Genomic DNA, 13,749 nt, shown 5'->3' with positions numbered 1-13,749 from the left:
TCGCCGATCGGCGCTCCCGGTGGAGGCGGCCCGGCCGGCCGGGTGTTCAGCGCGGGCCGCCGAGCCGGAAGTCGCGACGGGGCTGCCACCGGGTCGCCCCGCTGTGCGAGAAGAGCGTGAACGCCTCCACCTCGAACAGCGCGGAGAAGTCGGCCAGGTCCTCGTACGCCTTGTCGAGCACCTCGGGCGGCACGTCCTGGGCCACTGTGACGTGCGGGTGGTACGGGAAGCGGGCCTCGCGGCGCAGCTCCGGGGCCGAGTTGATGGCGGCGGCGAGCAGCTCGCACTCGCTGATCCCGGCCGCCACCGTCACGAAGACCACCTGGGTGACCGGGCGGAACGTGCCGGTGCCGCGCAGGTGCAGCGTGAACGGCAGGTGGGTGGCGGCCACCCGGCTCAGGTGCGCCTCGACCGCGGGCAGCGCGCGTACCGGGATCTCGGTGGGCCCAAGCAGGGTGACGTGCGCCGGGACGGCCTGCGGGTCGCCGGCGGAGACCCGGCGGCGGGTGAGCAGCCCGCCCCACGGCTCGGGCACGTCGACAGCGATCCCGATCTGGATCGTGTCCCCGCCGCCCGGCGCTGCGTCACTGCCCGCCACGTCGCGTGCCATCCCTCCGGTCACCGTCACCGTTTCCCCGCCCGCGCCGCTACGCGGACCGCGCCGGGGGGAGGAACCCGACCCGTTCGTACGCGGTGCGCAGCGTGTCGACCGCCACCGCCCGGGCCTTCTCCGCGCCCCGCGCGAGCAGCTTGTCGAGCTGGGCCGGGTCGTCCAGGTAGCCGTTGGTGCGCTCCTGGATCGGGGTGACGAACTCCCGCACCACCTCGGCGAGGTCCTTCTTGAGGTCGCCGTAACCCCGGCCGTCGTACGCGGCGACCAGGTCGTCGATGCCGCGGCCGGAGAGCGCGGAGTAGATGGTGAGCAGGTTGGAGATGCCCGGCTTCCCCTCCGCGTCGAAGACGATCTCGCGGCCGGTGTCGGTGACCGCCGAGCGGATCTTCTTGGCCGAGCGGGCCGGGTCCTCCAGCAGGTCGATGATGCCGGCCGGGGCGGAGAACGACTTCGACATCTTGGCGGTGGGATCCTGGAGATCGACGATCTTGGCGGTGTCCTTCACGATGTGCGGCACCGGCACCCGGAAGGTGGGGCCGAACAGCGAGTTGAACCGCTGCGCCAGGTCACGGGAGAGCTCCAGGTGCTGCCGCTGGTCCTCGCCGACCGGCACCGCGTGCGCCTGGTAGAGCAGGATGTCGGCGGCCTGGAGGATCGGGTAGGTGAACAGGCCGACGCTGGCCCGGTCGCTGCCCTGCTTCTGCGCCTTGTCCTTGAACTGGGTCATCCGGCCGGCCTCGCCGAACCCGGTGATGCAGCCGAGCACCCAGGCCAGCTGCGGGTGCTCGGGCAGCTGCGACTGGACGAACAGGGTGCTGCGTTCCGGGTCGATGCCGAGCGCGAGGAGCTGCGCGGCGGCCACCCGGGTGCGTTGCCGGAGCACCTTGGGGTCGTGCCCCGCGGTGATCGCGTGCAGGTCGACGACGCAGTAGAACGCGTCGTGGCTGTCCTGGAGCGCCACCCAGTGCCGCAGCGCGCCCAGGTAGTTCCCGAGATGGAACGAGTCGGCCGTCGGCTGGATGCCGGAGAAGACGCGCGGGCGGGCGGGTACGTCGGACATGGCGGCAATTCTGTCAGCAAGCCCCCGGGTCCGTCATGACGGGCCGGCGGGTCGGGCGGGTACGGACGGGCGCGGGCCGCTGACCTCGCGCCGGGGCTCGGGCAGCCGGCGCACGGAGACCGCCAGGCGGGACACCCGCCGACCGTCGAGCGACAGCACCCGCAGCAGCCAGCCCTCCGGATCGGCGGCATCCGGTCCGTCGGCCGGGTCGTCCCGCACCGGCACCTCGTCGCCGACCACCGGCAGGCGGCCCAGCGCGGCCATCACGTACCCGCCGACCGTCTCGTACGGGCCGGCGGGCAGCGGCACCCCGGTGCGTTCGGCGAAGTCGGCCAGGTTGAGCCGGCCGTCGACCACGGCGGGCAGGCCGGCGGGTCCCGGATCGGGCGGCCCGTGGCGCCCGTCGTGGATCTCCCCGACCAACTCCTCCACCAGGTCCTCGCAGGTGACGATGCCGGCGGTGCCGCCGTACTCGTCGACCACCACGGCCAGGTGGTGCCCTTCCCGACGCATCTCGGTGAGCGCCGCGAGCACCCGCTTGCTGCCCGGCAGCCGCTTCACCTCGCGGGTCAGCGCGCCGACCGCGACCCGGCCGGCCGGCTCCGGGCGCAGCAGCACGTCCCGCAGGTGCACCAGGCCGACGACGTCGTCGTGCGTGCCGTCCACCACCGGATAGCGGGTGTGCGGGTCGGTCCGGACCAGCCGCTGCGCCTCGGCCACCGGCAGGCCGGCGGCGAGGAAGACCACCTCGGTGCGGGGCACCATCACCTCGCGGACCAGCCGCGCACCGGCCACCAGCACCTCGTCGATGATCCGGCGTTCGTCCGGGTCGAGCAGCGTGTTTGCGGCGACGAGGTCGCGCAGGTCGGCCTCGCTGATCCGTTCCCGCCCGGCGGTGGGGCTCGCCCCGAGCAGGCCGGTCACCACCCGGGTGGCGCCGTCGGCGGCCCGTACCACGAGCCGGGCCACGGCCCGGGCCAGCGGACCGGATTCGCGTCGGGGCCGCCCCGACGGTCGCCGCCGGGGCCCGGGACCACCCGCTTCCCGCATGACAAGCATGGTAGACAGCGACCGGCGCCAGCCCGGCCCGATGTGCGTATCTGTTCAATCCTGATGGATCGTGGTGGAATGGAGCGACGCTCACTCGGCCGCTGCACCATGGCCGCCGGCCGTAGGGTGATCACGGACGGCCGACACGGACGCGGCCAGGCAGGAGGATCGACGTGAAACTGCTCGTCACCGGCGGCGCCGGCTACATCGGCAGCGTGGTGACCCGGATGCTGCTCGACCACGGCCACCAGGTGACCGTGCTGGACGACCTGCGCACCGGCCACCGCGAGGCGCTCGCCCCCGACGCCACCCACGTCGACCTGTCGGTGCACGAGGCCGCCCGGGTGCTCACCCCCGACGCCGGGTTCGAGGGCGTGCTGCACTTCGCCGCCCTGATCGCCGCCGGCGAGTCGATGATCCGCCCCGAGCTCTACTGGGACACCAACACCGTCGGCTCGATCGCCCTGATCGACGCCGTCCGCGCCGCCCGGGTGCCCCGGATGGTCTTCTCCTCGACCGCCGCCGTCTACGGCAACCCCACCGAGCTGCCCATCCCGGAGACCGCCGTCAAGGCGCCCACCAACACGTACGGGGCGACCAAGCTGGCCGTCGACATGGTGCTCACCTCCGAGGCGGTCGCGCACGAGCTGGGCGCCGTCTCGCTGCGCTACTTCAACGTCGCCGGTGCGTACCTGCGCGACGGGACGGCGATCGGCGAACGGCACGACCCGGAGACGCACCTCATCCCGATCGCGCTCGACGTGGCCGCCGGCCGGCGCGAGAAGCTCCAACTCTTCGGCGACGACTACCCCACCGTCGACGGCACCTGCGTCCGCGACTACATCCACGTCGAGGACCTCGCCCGCGCCCACCTGCTCGCGCTGGACGCCGCCACGCCGGGCCGGCACCGGATCTATAACCTGGGCAACGGCAACGGCTTCACCAACCGCCAGGTCGTCGACGTGGTCCGCGAGGTCACCGGCCACCCGGTGCCGGTCGAGGTGGCGCCACGCCGCGAGGGAGACCCCGCCGAGCTGGTCGCGTCGTCCGCGCTGGCCCGCGACGAGCTGGGCTGGGTGCCGGCCAAGCCGACCCTGCACGACATGGTCGGCGACGCCTGGGCGTTCTACCGCGACCACCGCACCGGACCTGCCTCGTGAGCGGCGACGTCGCGGACCGCGCCACCGAAGGCTTCCGGCAGCGGTACGCCGCCGAGCCGGCCGGCCGCTGGGCGGCTCCCGGACGGGTCAACCTGATCGGCGAGCACACCGACTACAACGACGGCTTCGTGCTGCCCTTCGCGCTGCCGCTGCGTACCGTGGTCGCCGCGGCGCCCGGCCCGGACGCGCGCTGGACGGTCTGGTCGGAGCTGGACGAGCAGCCGGTCGAGTTCGGCGCCGCGGAGGCCGACGAACCCGGCCGGGTCGACGGCTGGGCCGCCTACGTGGCCGGCGTGGTGTGGGCGCTGCGGGCCGCCGGCCTCGACGTCCCCGGCGCGCGGCTCGCCATCGCCTCCGACGTGCCGGTCGGCTCCGGCCTCTCCTCGTCCGCCGCCATCGAGGCGGCGGTGCTGGCCGCGCTGGTCGACCTCGGTGGGCTCGACCTGCCCACCGACCGCTGGCCCCGGCTCGCCCAGCGCGCCGAGAACGAGTACGTCGGCGCGCCCACCGGGATCATGGACCAGTCCGTGGTCGTCCGGGGCCGGGCCGGTCATGCGCTCTTCCTCGACTGCCGTACCGAGGTGGTCGAGCAGATCCCGTTCGACCTGGACGCCGCCGGGCTGGCCGTGCTGGTGGTCGACTCCCGCGCGCCGCACCGGCACGCCGACGGCGAGTACGCGGCCCGGCGCAGGAGCTGCGAACGGGCCGCCGCGACGCTCGGCGTGACCGCGCTGCGCGACGTGCCCACCGACGGTCTCGACGCGGCGCTGGCCCGCCTCGACGACGACGAGACGCAGCGCCGGGTCCGGCACGTGGTCACCGAGAACCAGCGGGTGCTCGACACCGTCGCGTTGCTGCGCGCCGGCCGGGTCCGGGAGACCGGTCCGCTGCTGACCGCCTCGCACGCCTCGATGCGCGACGACTTCGAGATCACCGTTCCGGAGACCGACACCGCGGTCGAGGCGGCGCTCGCGGCCGGCGCGCACGGCGCGCGGATGACCGGCGGCGGGTTCGGCGGCTGCGTGCTCGCCCTGGTCGACGCGGACGCCGCCGAGGAGGTGGCCGCCGCCGTCACCACCGCGTACGCCGAGCGCGGCTTCGCCGCCCCCCGCACCCTGACCGTCCGCCCCGCCTCCGGCGTCACCCGGATGTAAGGAGGGGCCCCTTCTTAACGCCTGCGGTAGAGGAAGGGGCCCTTGTTAACACTGAGCTGTTAACAAGGGCCCCTTCCTCACACCCAGGCTCAGGCGGCTTCGACGATCATGCCGGCGCCTACCGTGCGGTTGGTGGCCTCGTCGATGATGACGAAGCCGCCGGTGGTGCGGTTGCGGCGGTACTCGTCCGCGAGCAGCGGCACCGTGGTGCGCAGCCGGACCCGGCCGATCTCGTTCAGCTTCAGCTCGGCCGCCGTCTCGTCCCGGTGCAACGAGTTGACGTCCAGCCGGTAGTGCAGCTCCCGCACGATCGTCCGCGCCGAACGGGTGGTGTGCTTGATCGCGTACCGGCCGCCGACCTGCAACGGCCGGCTCTCGTCCATCCAGCAGACCATCGCCTCGATGTCCTGCGCGACCATCGGGGCGTTGTTCGGCCGGCAGATCAGGTCACCCCGGGAGATGTCGATCTCGTCGGTCAACCGGACCGTCACCGACATAGGCGGGAACGCCTCCTCGACCGGGCCGTCGGCCGTCTCCACCGCGGCGATCCGGCTGGTGAAGCCGGACGGCAGCACCATCACCTCGTCGCCCGGCTTGAGCACGCCGGAGGCCACCTGACCGGCGTAACCCCGGTAGTCGGTGACGGTGGTGGACTGCGGCCGGATCACGTACTGCACCGGGAACCGGACGTCGACCAGGTTGCGGTCCGACGCGATGTGCACCCGCTCCAGGTGGTGCAGCAGCGACGGGCCTTCGTACCACTGCATGTTCTCCGAGCGGGTGACGATGTTGTCGCCGCGCAGCGCGGAGATCGGCACCACGGTCAGGTCCGGCGCGTCGAGCTTCGCCGCGAACGCGGTGAACTCGTCGGCGATCCGCTCGAAGACCTCCTGCGACCAGTCGACCAGGTCCATCTTGTTGACGCACAGGACCAGGTGCGGCACCCGCAGCAGCGAGCAGAGGAACGCGTGCCGGCGGGACTGCTCCACCAGGCCCTTGCGCGCGTCCACCAGGATCAGCGCCAGGTCGGCAGTGGACGCGCCGGTGACCATGTTCCGGGTGTACTGGGTGTGCCCCGGCGTGTCGGCGATGATGAACTTCCGCCGCGGCGTGGCGAAGTAGCGGTACGCCACGTCGATCGTGATGCCCTGCTCCCGCTCGGCGCGCAGGCCGTCGGTGAGCAGCGCCAGGTTGGTGTATTCGTCGCCCCGCGCCGCGCTGACCGCCTCGACCGCGGCGAGCTGGTCGCTGAAGAGCGACTTGGTGTCGTACAGCAGCCGGCCGATCAGGGTCGACTTGCCGTCGTCGACGCTGCCGGCGGTGGCGAACCGCAGCAGGTCCATCGGCCGTGCGGCGGTCTCACCGTCGGCCGGCGCCCAGGTGTCGACACTCATCAGAAGTAGCCCTCTCGCTTGCGGTCCTCCATGGCGGCCTCGCTGACCCGGTCGTCGCCGCGGGTCGCGCCGCGCTCGGTGATCCGGGTGGCGGCCACTTCCTCGATCACCTTCTCCACCGTGTCGGCGTCCGAGCGGACCGCCGCGGTGCAGGAGGCGTCACCCACGGTCCGGTACCGCACCTGGGCTTTGAACGGCTGCTCACCGGCGCGGGCCCGGAAGAACTCGTTGACCGCGTAGAACATGCCGTCGCGCTCGATCACCTCGCGCTCGTGCGCGAAGTAGATCGCCGGCAGCGGGATCCGCTCCCGGGCGATGTAGTGCCAGACGTCCAGCTCGGTCCAGTTGGAGAGCGGGAACACCCGGATCGACTCGCCGGGGTGGTGCCGGCCGTTGTACAGCGACCACAGCTCCGGACGCTGGTTCTTCGGGTCCCACTGGCCGAACTCGTCGCGGAAGCTGAACACCCGCTCCTTGGCCCGGGCCTTCTCCTCGTCCCGCCGGGCGCCGCCGAACAGCGCGTCGAAGCGGTGCTTCTCCACCGCGTCGAGCAGCACCGGGGTCTGGATGCGGTTGCGCATGCCGTCCGCCGACTCGCGGACCATGCCCTTGGTCAGCGCCTCCGGCACGCTGGCCACGATGAGGTGCAGGCCCAGTTCGGCGACCCGCTGGTCGCGGTAGTCGAGCACCTCGGGGAAGTTGTGCCCGGTGTCCACGTGCATCACCGGGAACGGGATGTTGGCCGGCGCGAACGCCTTCTGCGCCAACCGGAGCATCACGATCGAGTCCTTGCCACCGGAGAAGAGCAGGACCGGCCGCTCCATCTCGGCGACGACCTCGCGCATCACGAAGATGCTCTCCGCCTCGAGCGCGTCGAGGTGCGACACCTGGTACGCGGCGGGGGACGTCATGACACGAACTCGATTCGCTCGGATCCGTACATCGGATTCCAGACCTTTCCGGTCGGAGTCGTGAAGAAGAACGCTCAGGTTACCCGGAATGACGCTGCAACGCCGCAAGCAACCGACTCGCGAGATCCTTGCGGCAGACCAGCAGATCGGGTAGGCGCGGGTCGGCCTCGTTGTATTTCAGCGCAGAACCGTCGATCCGGGAAGCGTGCAGTCCGGTGGCCGTCGCCACAGCGACCGGAGCGGCCGAGTCCCACTCGTACTGGCCGCCGGCATGGATGTACGCGTCGACCTCGCCGGTCACCACCGCGGCGATCTTCGCACCCGCCGAGCCCATCGGAACCAGATGAGCGCCGACGTCCGCTGCCAGATCGGTCAGGAAAACCGGCGGACGGCTACGACTGACCGCCAATCGGACGGCCCGCGCGTCGCCGGCCGTGGCCGCCGCCAACGTCATCGGCGGGTACGCCGGCGGGTGGTCCGTGCCCAGCACCCGGTGCTGCGCCGGCAGGCCCACCGCGCCCGCCACCAGACCGTGCGGAGTGGGCGCGTGCCGCGACCAGAGCGCCACGTGCACCGCCCAGTCGGCGCGCCCCTCCTCCGCGTACTCCCGGGTGCCGTCCAACGGATCGATGATCCACACCCGGTCGGCGGTCAGCCGGGACATCGCCTCCCGGCTCACCTCGGCCGTCCAGGCCAGCCGCGAGCCCTCGTCCTCCTCCGACAACACCGCGTCCGCCGGGCGCCACCGCGCCAGCTCGGTCCGGATCAGGTCGTGCGCGACCTTGTCCCCGGCCGACGTCAGCGCCCCGGCGTCGGCGAAACCCAGCTCCGCGCGCAGGTCCGTCAACGCCTGCCCCGCCCGCGACGCCAACCAGCGGGCGAACGCGCCGTCGATCATCGGAGGACTGCCCATGGTCACCGCTCCCGTCGCCGGCCCCGCTCACGTCGCGAGGCGCAGACTACCGGCCGGCACACCGGGAGCCGGTCAAGCCCCGTGGTACAGGTTCTGCGTCGGCTCCACACCCTTGGTGACCACCGACTCCACCACGTCCGCCGCGCGGTCGACCAGGAACTCCAACTCCTTGCGCTCCGCGCCGGAAAAATCCGAGAGTACGTAGTCCGCCGGGTCCTGCCGGCCCGGTGGCCGCCCGATGCCGAACCGCACCCGGACGTAGTCCTTCGTGCCCAGCGACTTCGACATCGACCGCAGCCCGTTGTGGCCGCCCTCGCCGCCGCCGCACTTCACCCGCACCTGCCCGTAGCCGATGTCCAGCTCGTCGTGCACCGCGATCACCCGTGCCGGGGGGATCTTGTGGAACTGCGCCAGCCCGGCCACCGGCCCACCGGAAAGGTTCATGTAGGTCAGCGGCTTCAACAGCACCAGCTTCGGGCCGCCGAACCCCAACCGCCCCTCGGCGGCCTCGGCCATCGCCCGCTTGTGCCGCCCGAACTTCGCGCCCACCCGCGCCGCCAGCAGGTCGGCCACCATGAACCCGACGTTGTGCCGGTTGGCCGCGTACTCCCGACCGGGGTTGCCCAGGCCGACCACCAGCCACGGCCCCGCCTCGTCCGTCACCCCGACGCCCCTTCCCGCTCGCTTCCCCGACCAGCCGTCCCCATACGCCGACAGGCGCCCCCGGAACCCGGGGACGCCTGTCGCACAGCCTGCGGACCGGTCAGGCCTCGGTCTTCGCCTCGGCCGGGGTCTCCTCGCCCTCGGCGGCCGGAGCGCCCTCCGGCGACTCGGCGGTCTCCTCGCCGGTCCCGGCCTCGGCCTCCTCGGTGGCCTCCTCGACCTCGGGGAGGGTGGCCTCGAGCTGCTCGGCGGTCGGGGCGGCGGTCACCGAGGCGACAGCGGTCTCCTCGTCGGTGGCCAGCTCGACGCCGGACGGCAGCTCGACGTCGGCGGCGGTGATCGTGGTGCCCGGCTCGGCGCCCTCGATCGACGCCTCCAGGTGGTCCGGCACCTTGGTGGCGTCGGCGGTCACCGAGAGCGTGTCGTGGTCGTGCACGATCAGGGTGTCCTTCGCGGCCTCACCGGTCAGCTGGACCGGGACCTCGACGGTGACCTTCTCGCCCCGGCGGACCAGCAGCAGGTCCACGTGCTCGAAGGAGTCCTTGATCGGGTCGCGCTGGATCGCCTTCGGCAGCGCCAGCACCTGGGTGCCGTCACTGACCTCGATCGCGAAGAGCTGGTTCGCGCCGCCCTTACGGATCGCGGCGGCGAACTCCCGCGCCGGGAGCGCGATGTGCTTGGGCTTCTCGCCGTGGCCGTACAGCACGGCGGGCACCTTGCCGGCCCGGCGGGTACGACGGGCACCACCCTTGCCGAACTCGGTACGGGGCTCGGCGCTGATCTTTACCTCGGACACGGGGAAACTCCTGATACTTCGCTGCGGCGGCTTGTCGTCTGGCGGTGCTGGGCGAGGGGCTCGCTGGGGCTCAAGGTCATGAACGACCGCCCGGAGCACCGCGTCGATGACGGCGCCTCCGTGCGGTGCTGGTCAACAGCCCGCCGGGCACCCTCGCCGTGGCAACCGGACCAGTCTACCCGAGCGAATTCCGCGCCCGCCGGCAGTCCCCCACTATCACCGCGCCGGCCGGTCCGCAGCGCAACGGCCCGGCCGCCGGACCACGCCGACGACCGGACCCCCACGGTCAGCTCAGGCCACCGAACAGGGTGGTCACCGAACCGTCGTCGAAGACCTCCCGGATCGCCCGCGCCAGCAGCGGGGCGATCGACAGCACGGTCAGCTTGTCGAGCTGCTTCTCCGGCGGCAACGGCAGCGTGTTCGTCACCACGACCTCGCTGATCGGGCTGTTCTTCAGCCGCTCCGTCGCCGGGTCCGACAGCAGCGCGTGCGTCGACGCGACCACGATCTCCGCCGCCCCGGACTCCTTGAGGATGTCCGCCGCCTTGGAGATCGTGCCACCGGTGTCGATCATGTCGTCCACGATCAGGCACACCCGGCCCTCGACCTCACCCACCACACGGTTCGCCACCACCTGGTTCGGCTTCAACGGGTCCCGGGTCTTGTGGATGAACGCCAGCGGGCAACCACCCAGCCGGTCCGTCCAGCGCTCCGCCACCCGCACCCGGCCCGAATCCGGCGCCACCACCGTCATCGGCCGGCCCGCGTACTTGTGCTCCACGTACTCGGCGAGCACGTCCATCGCGAACAGGTGGTCCACCGGGCCGTCGAAGAAGCCCTGGATCTGCGCGGTGTGCAGATCCACGGTCAGGATCCGGTTCGCGCCCGCGGTCTTCAGCAGGTCGGCCACCAGCCGCGCCGAGATCGGCTCCCGACCCCGGTGCTTCTTGTCCTGCCGTGAGTAGGGGTAGAACGGCAACACCACGGTGATCCGCTTGGCCGAACCACGCTTCAGCGCGTCCACCATGATCAGGGTCTCCATGACCCACGTGTTCACCCCGTGCGTCACGGACTGCACCACGAAGGCGTCCGAACCACGGACCGAGTCCTTGAACCGTACGAAGATCTCACCGTTGGCGAACTCGTAGGCGTCGGCCGGCGTCGGCGCGACGCCGAGCACCTCACCGATCTCCTTGGCCAGCTCCGGAAAACCCCTCCCGGAGAAGAGCATCAGGCTCTTGCGGTTCTCGGCGACGATGCTGCCCATGGGCCCGTCTGCTCCCGTATGTCGGTGGTGCCCGGCGCGGCCGGGGACTGTTCGGTTGCAGTATCCCCCGGGTTCACCGGTCCACCCACCGCCCGGCGGTCCCCGTGGATTCAGTCACCTTCGCTTGCGGCCCCGCCCGGCCCCGCCTCGCCGTCGCGGGCCTGCCGGGCCGCGTCCGCCGCCGCCGTGCCGGCCCGCTTGCGCAGCACCCAGCCCTCCACGTTGCGCTGCTGACCACGCGCCACCGCCATCGCGCCCGCCGGCACGTCACCGGTGATCACCGAACCGGCCGCGGTGTACGCGCCGTCGCCCACCCGCACCGGGGCCACGAACATGTTGTCGGCCCCGGTACGCGCGTGACTGCCGATCGTGGTGTGGTGCTTGTGCACCCCGTCGTAGTTGACGAACACCGTGGCGGCGCCGATGTTGCTGTGGTCGCCGATCGTCGCGTCCCCCACGTACGACAGGTGGGGCACCTTCGAGCCCTCACCGATCGTCGCCTTCTTGGTCTCCACGAACGTGCCGACCTTCGCCTTGCGGGCCAGCCGCGACTCCGGCCGCAGGTACGCGTACGGGCCGACGCTGGCCTGCGGACCCACCTCGGCGCCCACCGCGTGGCTGCGCACCACGCTCGCGCCCTCGCCCACCGTGGTGTCGACGAGCGTGGTGTCCGGGCCGACCGACGCGCCCGCGCCGACCGTGGTGGCACCCCGCAACTGGGTGTTCTGGTCGACCACCGCGTCCCGTTCCAGCGTCACCGTCACGTCGATCCAGGTGGTGTGCGGGTCGAGAAGGCTCACGCCGGTGCGCATCCAGCCCTCGTTGACCCGGTCGCGCAGCAGCCGACGCAGCCCGGCCAGCTCCACCCGGTCGTTGCAGCCCAGCGTCTCCACGTGGTCGGCCGCCCGGTGCACCGCCACCGGCTCGCCCGCGTCCCGGAGCAGCGCGAAGACGTCGGTGAGGTACTCCTCGCCCTGGTCGTTGTCGGTGGAGAGCTTGCCCAGCGCCTCCCGGAGCCGGACCGCGTCGAACGCGTAGATGCCCGCGTTGATCTCCCGCAGCGCACGCTGCTGCGGCGTGGCGTCGCGCTCCTCGACGATCTGCGCCAACCGCCCGTCCGTGTCCCGCACGATCCGCCCCAGGCCGGTCGGGTCCGGCACCTCGGCGGCCAGCACGGTCGCCGCGGCGGCGGCGCCCTCGTGCGCCTCGACCAGGGCCGCGACGGTCTCCGGCCGCAGCAGCGGCACATCGCCGTTGATCACCACGACGGTGCCGGCCGCGTCCGGCACCGCGTCCAGCGCGATGCGGACCGCGTGCCCGGTGCCGAGCTGGCGCTCCTGGAGCACCGGCGTGGCGGCCGGGGCCACCTCGGTCAGGTGCGCCCGTACCTGGTCGGCGCCGTGGCCGACCACCACCACGGTGCGGTCCGCGCTGAGCGGCCCGGCCGCGGCCAGGACGTGACCGAGCAGGGTACGGCCGAGCAGTGGGTGCAGCACCTTGGGCAGGGACGACTTCATCCGCTTGCCCTCACCGGCGGCGAGCACGACAACGGTGCGGAGGTGGGGCTGGGACACGACGTGCTCCCGTCGGGACGGCGACAGTCTCGCGGTCATGCTAACCAGAGCAGCGGGCAGCTTGCCGCGTACCCCACGAAGGGCACCTATACCTGAAACTGCTCGGCCGCCAGGATTCGAACCTGAAACACAAGAACCAAAATCTTGGGTGTTGCCAGTTACACCACGGCCGAAGGGAACCTCGACAGCTTACCGGGTCTCGCTAGCCCTCGGATGCCTCGGATCGGGCGCCGGGCCGCGCAGTCGCCGCCTCCCGGTGGCGGTGCCGGCTGTTCATTCGTCGCGCATTCCCGCCACCGCCTCCCCGATCCCGGCGATCAGGCCCTCGACACGCCAGTAGAGCTGCCGGCTGCGCGGAACGGTGATCACCAGGCAACCCCGGTAGCTCTCGCCGCTGTTCCGCCGCACGGTTGTCGGGCTGTGCCGTTTGAGCGTCGCTCGGGTGAACCGCTCCAGCGGAAGCCGCAGCCGCTCCGCCCACCAGCGCTCGGTCGCCTCGACCTCGCCGGACTCGTGGATGAGCAGGCGGTAGCTCGCCGTCTCGCGGTTGACCCCACAGGCAGCGAGGAACGCCAGGAACAGCGCGAGCAAGAGGGGGTCGCTGTTGACGAACTCCAGTCGATCCTGCGGTCGCCACGGCTTCGACTTGCTTCCCTCGCACCAGTAGATCGCCGCGCCCAGCACCAGCAGATCCCGCTCGCTGAGACCGCCCACCACAGCCGCAGACCGAGCCTGCGCGGCAGCCTGCTCCGCGTCCCGCGCCTCCCGGTAGGCGCCCCAACGCGCGTCCGTCATCGCCTTCGCGTGCGCCCGCCGCCGCTCGGCCGTCGCGGCGTCCGGGTTCAGCGGCAGGTGCCGCACCCACTGGTAGACGGTGGACTTCGCCACGCCGAGCCGCCCCGCGATCTGGTTGACCGAACACCCGATCGCGCGCAGCCTGAGCGCCTCGGCGCGGACGTCGTCCCGGGCCCGGGGGTGGCGGGTCCACTTCGGCGGCGGCACGCCGCGCAGCAACGCGTACGCCCGGTTGCGGCCGATGCCGAGCCGGGCCCGAATCTCCACGACGGAGAGGTGTTCCTCGACGCGCAGCCGGCGCGCCTCGGCAGCGAGTGGGTCAGTCACCAGGCCACAATAGAACAGGTGTACGACAAATCCGCCGCCAGCCGGCCGGCCCGGGCCGGGCCTGGCAGGATG

General features: G+C 72.2%; 13 protein-coding genes and 1 tRNA gene. 2 read left to right on the top strand and 12 right to left on the bottom strand.

The window, feature by feature from the left end; all coding sequences use genetic code 11:
* Positions 1–46 precede the first annotated feature (46 nt).
* The 3 genes from C8054_RS13595 to C8054_RS13585 are packed head-to-tail and all read right to left on the bottom strand — an operon-like array spanning position 47 to position 2,723.
* The gene (locus C8054_RS13595; protein WP_107157154.1) at positions 47–610 is read right to left on the bottom strand and encodes a 2'-5' RNA ligase family protein; all 564 of its coding nucleotides are present in this window, start codon (positions 608–610) and stop codon (positions 47–49) included.
* 37 nt (positions 611–647) lie between these two features.
* Complete coding sequence (gene trpS / locus C8054_RS13590) at positions 648–1,673, bottom strand: tryptophan--tRNA ligase (protein WP_107157153.1); 1,026 nt, start codon at positions 1,671–1,673, stop codon at positions 648–650.
* Positions 1,674–1,706: 33 nt separating this feature from the next.
* A complete protein-coding gene (locus tag C8054_RS13585; protein ID WP_107157152.1) occupies positions 1,707–2,723 on the bottom strand; it encodes a hemolysin family protein in 1,017 nt (338 codons plus the stop codon).
* Positions 2,724–2,950: 227 nt separating this feature from the next.
* Here C8054_RS13585 and galE point away from each other — a divergent pair, with 227 nt between their 5' ends.
* Together galE and galK are read left to right on the top strand one after the other, a co-directional pair.
* Positions 2,951–3,883, top strand: coding sequence for a UDP-glucose 4-epimerase GalE (gene galE / locus C8054_RS13580; RefSeq protein ID WP_233219630.1), 933 nt, complete (start codon positions 2,951–2,953; stop codon positions 3,881–3,883).
* Entirely contained in the window at positions 3,880–5,037 is a 1,158-nt protein-coding gene (galK, locus tag C8054_RS13575; RefSeq protein ID WP_107157150.1) for a galactokinase, read from the top strand. The genes galE and galK overlap by 4 nt, the downstream gene beginning before the upstream one ends.
* 89 nt (positions 5,038–5,126) lie before the next feature.
* Here the strand turns inward: galK and cysN are convergent, their stop codons facing one another.
* The 9 genes from cysN to C8054_RS13530 form a co-directional block, all read right to left on the bottom strand.
* Positions 5,127–6,431 carry a sulfate adenylyltransferase subunit CysN gene (cysN, locus tag C8054_RS13570; RefSeq protein WP_107157149.1) on the bottom strand — a complete coding sequence of 435 codons (1,305 nt, stop codon included), beginning with the start codon at positions 6,429–6,431 and terminating at the stop codon, positions 5,127–5,129.
* Positions 6,431–7,342: a sulfate adenylyltransferase subunit CysD gene (gene cysD, locus C8054_RS13565; RefSeq protein ID WP_107157148.1), complete on the bottom strand. Its 912-nt coding sequence runs from the start codon at positions 7,340–7,342 to the stop codon at positions 6,431–6,433. The genes cysN and cysD overlap by 1 nt, the downstream gene beginning before the upstream one ends.
* A 79-nt stretch (positions 7,343–7,421) precedes the next feature.
* Positions 7,422–8,255, bottom strand: coding sequence for an inositol monophosphatase family protein (locus tag C8054_RS13560; protein ID WP_107157251.1), 834 nt, complete (start codon positions 8,253–8,255; stop codon positions 7,422–7,424).
* Positions 8,256–8,327: 72 nt separating this feature from the next.
* A complete protein-coding gene (gene pth, locus C8054_RS13555; RefSeq protein WP_107157147.1) occupies positions 8,328–8,918 on the bottom strand; it encodes an aminoacyl-tRNA hydrolase in 591 nt (196 codons plus the stop codon).
* Positions 8,919–9,018: 100 nt separating this feature from the next.
* A complete protein-coding gene (locus tag C8054_RS13550; RefSeq protein WP_107157146.1) occupies positions 9,019–9,714 on the bottom strand; it encodes a 50S ribosomal protein L25/general stress protein Ctc in 696 nt (231 codons plus the stop codon).
* Positions 9,715–10,000: 286 nt separating this feature from the next.
* Positions 10,001–10,981 carry a ribose-phosphate diphosphokinase gene (locus C8054_RS13545; RefSeq protein ID WP_107157145.1) on the bottom strand — a complete coding sequence of 327 codons (981 nt, stop codon included), beginning with the start codon at positions 10,979–10,981 and terminating at the stop codon, positions 10,001–10,003.
* A gap of 110 nt (positions 10,982–11,091) precedes the next feature.
* Positions 11,092–12,594: a bifunctional UDP-N-acetylglucosamine diphosphorylase/glucosamine-1-phosphate N-acetyltransferase GlmU gene (gene glmU / locus C8054_RS13540; protein WP_306766815.1), complete on the bottom strand. Its 1,503-nt coding sequence runs from the start codon at positions 12,592–12,594 to the stop codon at positions 11,092–11,094.
* Positions 12,595–12,656: 62 nt separating this feature from the next.
* Positions 12,657–12,728, bottom strand: a tRNA-Gln gene (locus C8054_RS13535).
* Positions 12,729–12,828: 100 nt separating this feature from the next.
* The gene (locus C8054_RS13530) at positions 12,829–13,677 is read right to left on the bottom strand and encodes a helix-turn-helix domain-containing protein (RefSeq protein WP_107157144.1); all 849 of its coding nucleotides are present in this window, start codon (positions 13,675–13,677) and stop codon (positions 12,829–12,831) included.
* Positions 13,678–13,749: the final 72 nt, after the last annotated feature.

Origin of the sequence: Micromonospora sp. RP3T, from assembly GCF_003027925.1 — a bacterium.
Taxonomy (GTDB): domain Bacteria; phylum Actinomycetota; class Actinomycetes; order Mycobacteriales; family Micromonosporaceae; genus Micromonospora.
Note: the sequence above shows the minus strand (reverse complement) of the source record. Positions and strands in the feature narration are given on the sequence as shown.

Excerpts from the sequence above, each read along its gene's own strand:
- C8054_RS13595 (WP_107157154.1), bottom strand. The coding sequence starts at position 610 with ATGGCACGCGACGTGGCGGGCAGTGACGCAGCGCCGGGCGGCGGGGAC.
- trpS (WP_107157153.1), bottom strand. The coding sequence starts at position 1,673 with ATGTCCGACGTACCCGCCCGCCCGCGCGTCTTCTCCGGCATCCAGCCG.
- C8054_RS13585 (WP_107157152.1), bottom strand. The coding sequence starts at position 2,723 with ATGCGGGAAGCGGGTGGTCCCGGGCCCCGGCGGCGACCGTCGGGGCGG.
- galE (WP_233219630.1), top strand. The coding sequence starts at position 2,951 with ATGCTGCTCGACCACGGCCACCAGGTGACCGTGCTGGACGACCTGCGC.
- cysN (WP_107157149.1), bottom strand. The coding sequence starts at position 6,431 with ATGAGTGTCGACACCTGGGCGCCGGCCGACGGTGAGACCGCCGCACGG.
- cysD (WP_107157148.1), bottom strand. The coding sequence starts at position 7,342 with ATGACGTCCCCCGCCGCGTACCAGGTGTCGCACCTCGACGCGCTCGAG.
- C8054_RS13560 (WP_107157251.1), bottom strand. The coding sequence starts at position 8,255 with ATGGGCAGTCCTCCGATGATCGACGGCGCGTTCGCCCGCTGGTTGGCG.
- C8054_RS13545 (WP_107157145.1), bottom strand. The coding sequence starts at position 10,981 with ATGGGCAGCATCGTCGCCGAGAACCGCAAGAGCCTGATGCTCTTCTCC.
- glmU (WP_306766815.1), bottom strand. The coding sequence starts at position 12,594 with ATGACCGCGAGACTGTCGCCGTCCCGACGGGAGCACGTCGTGTCCCAG.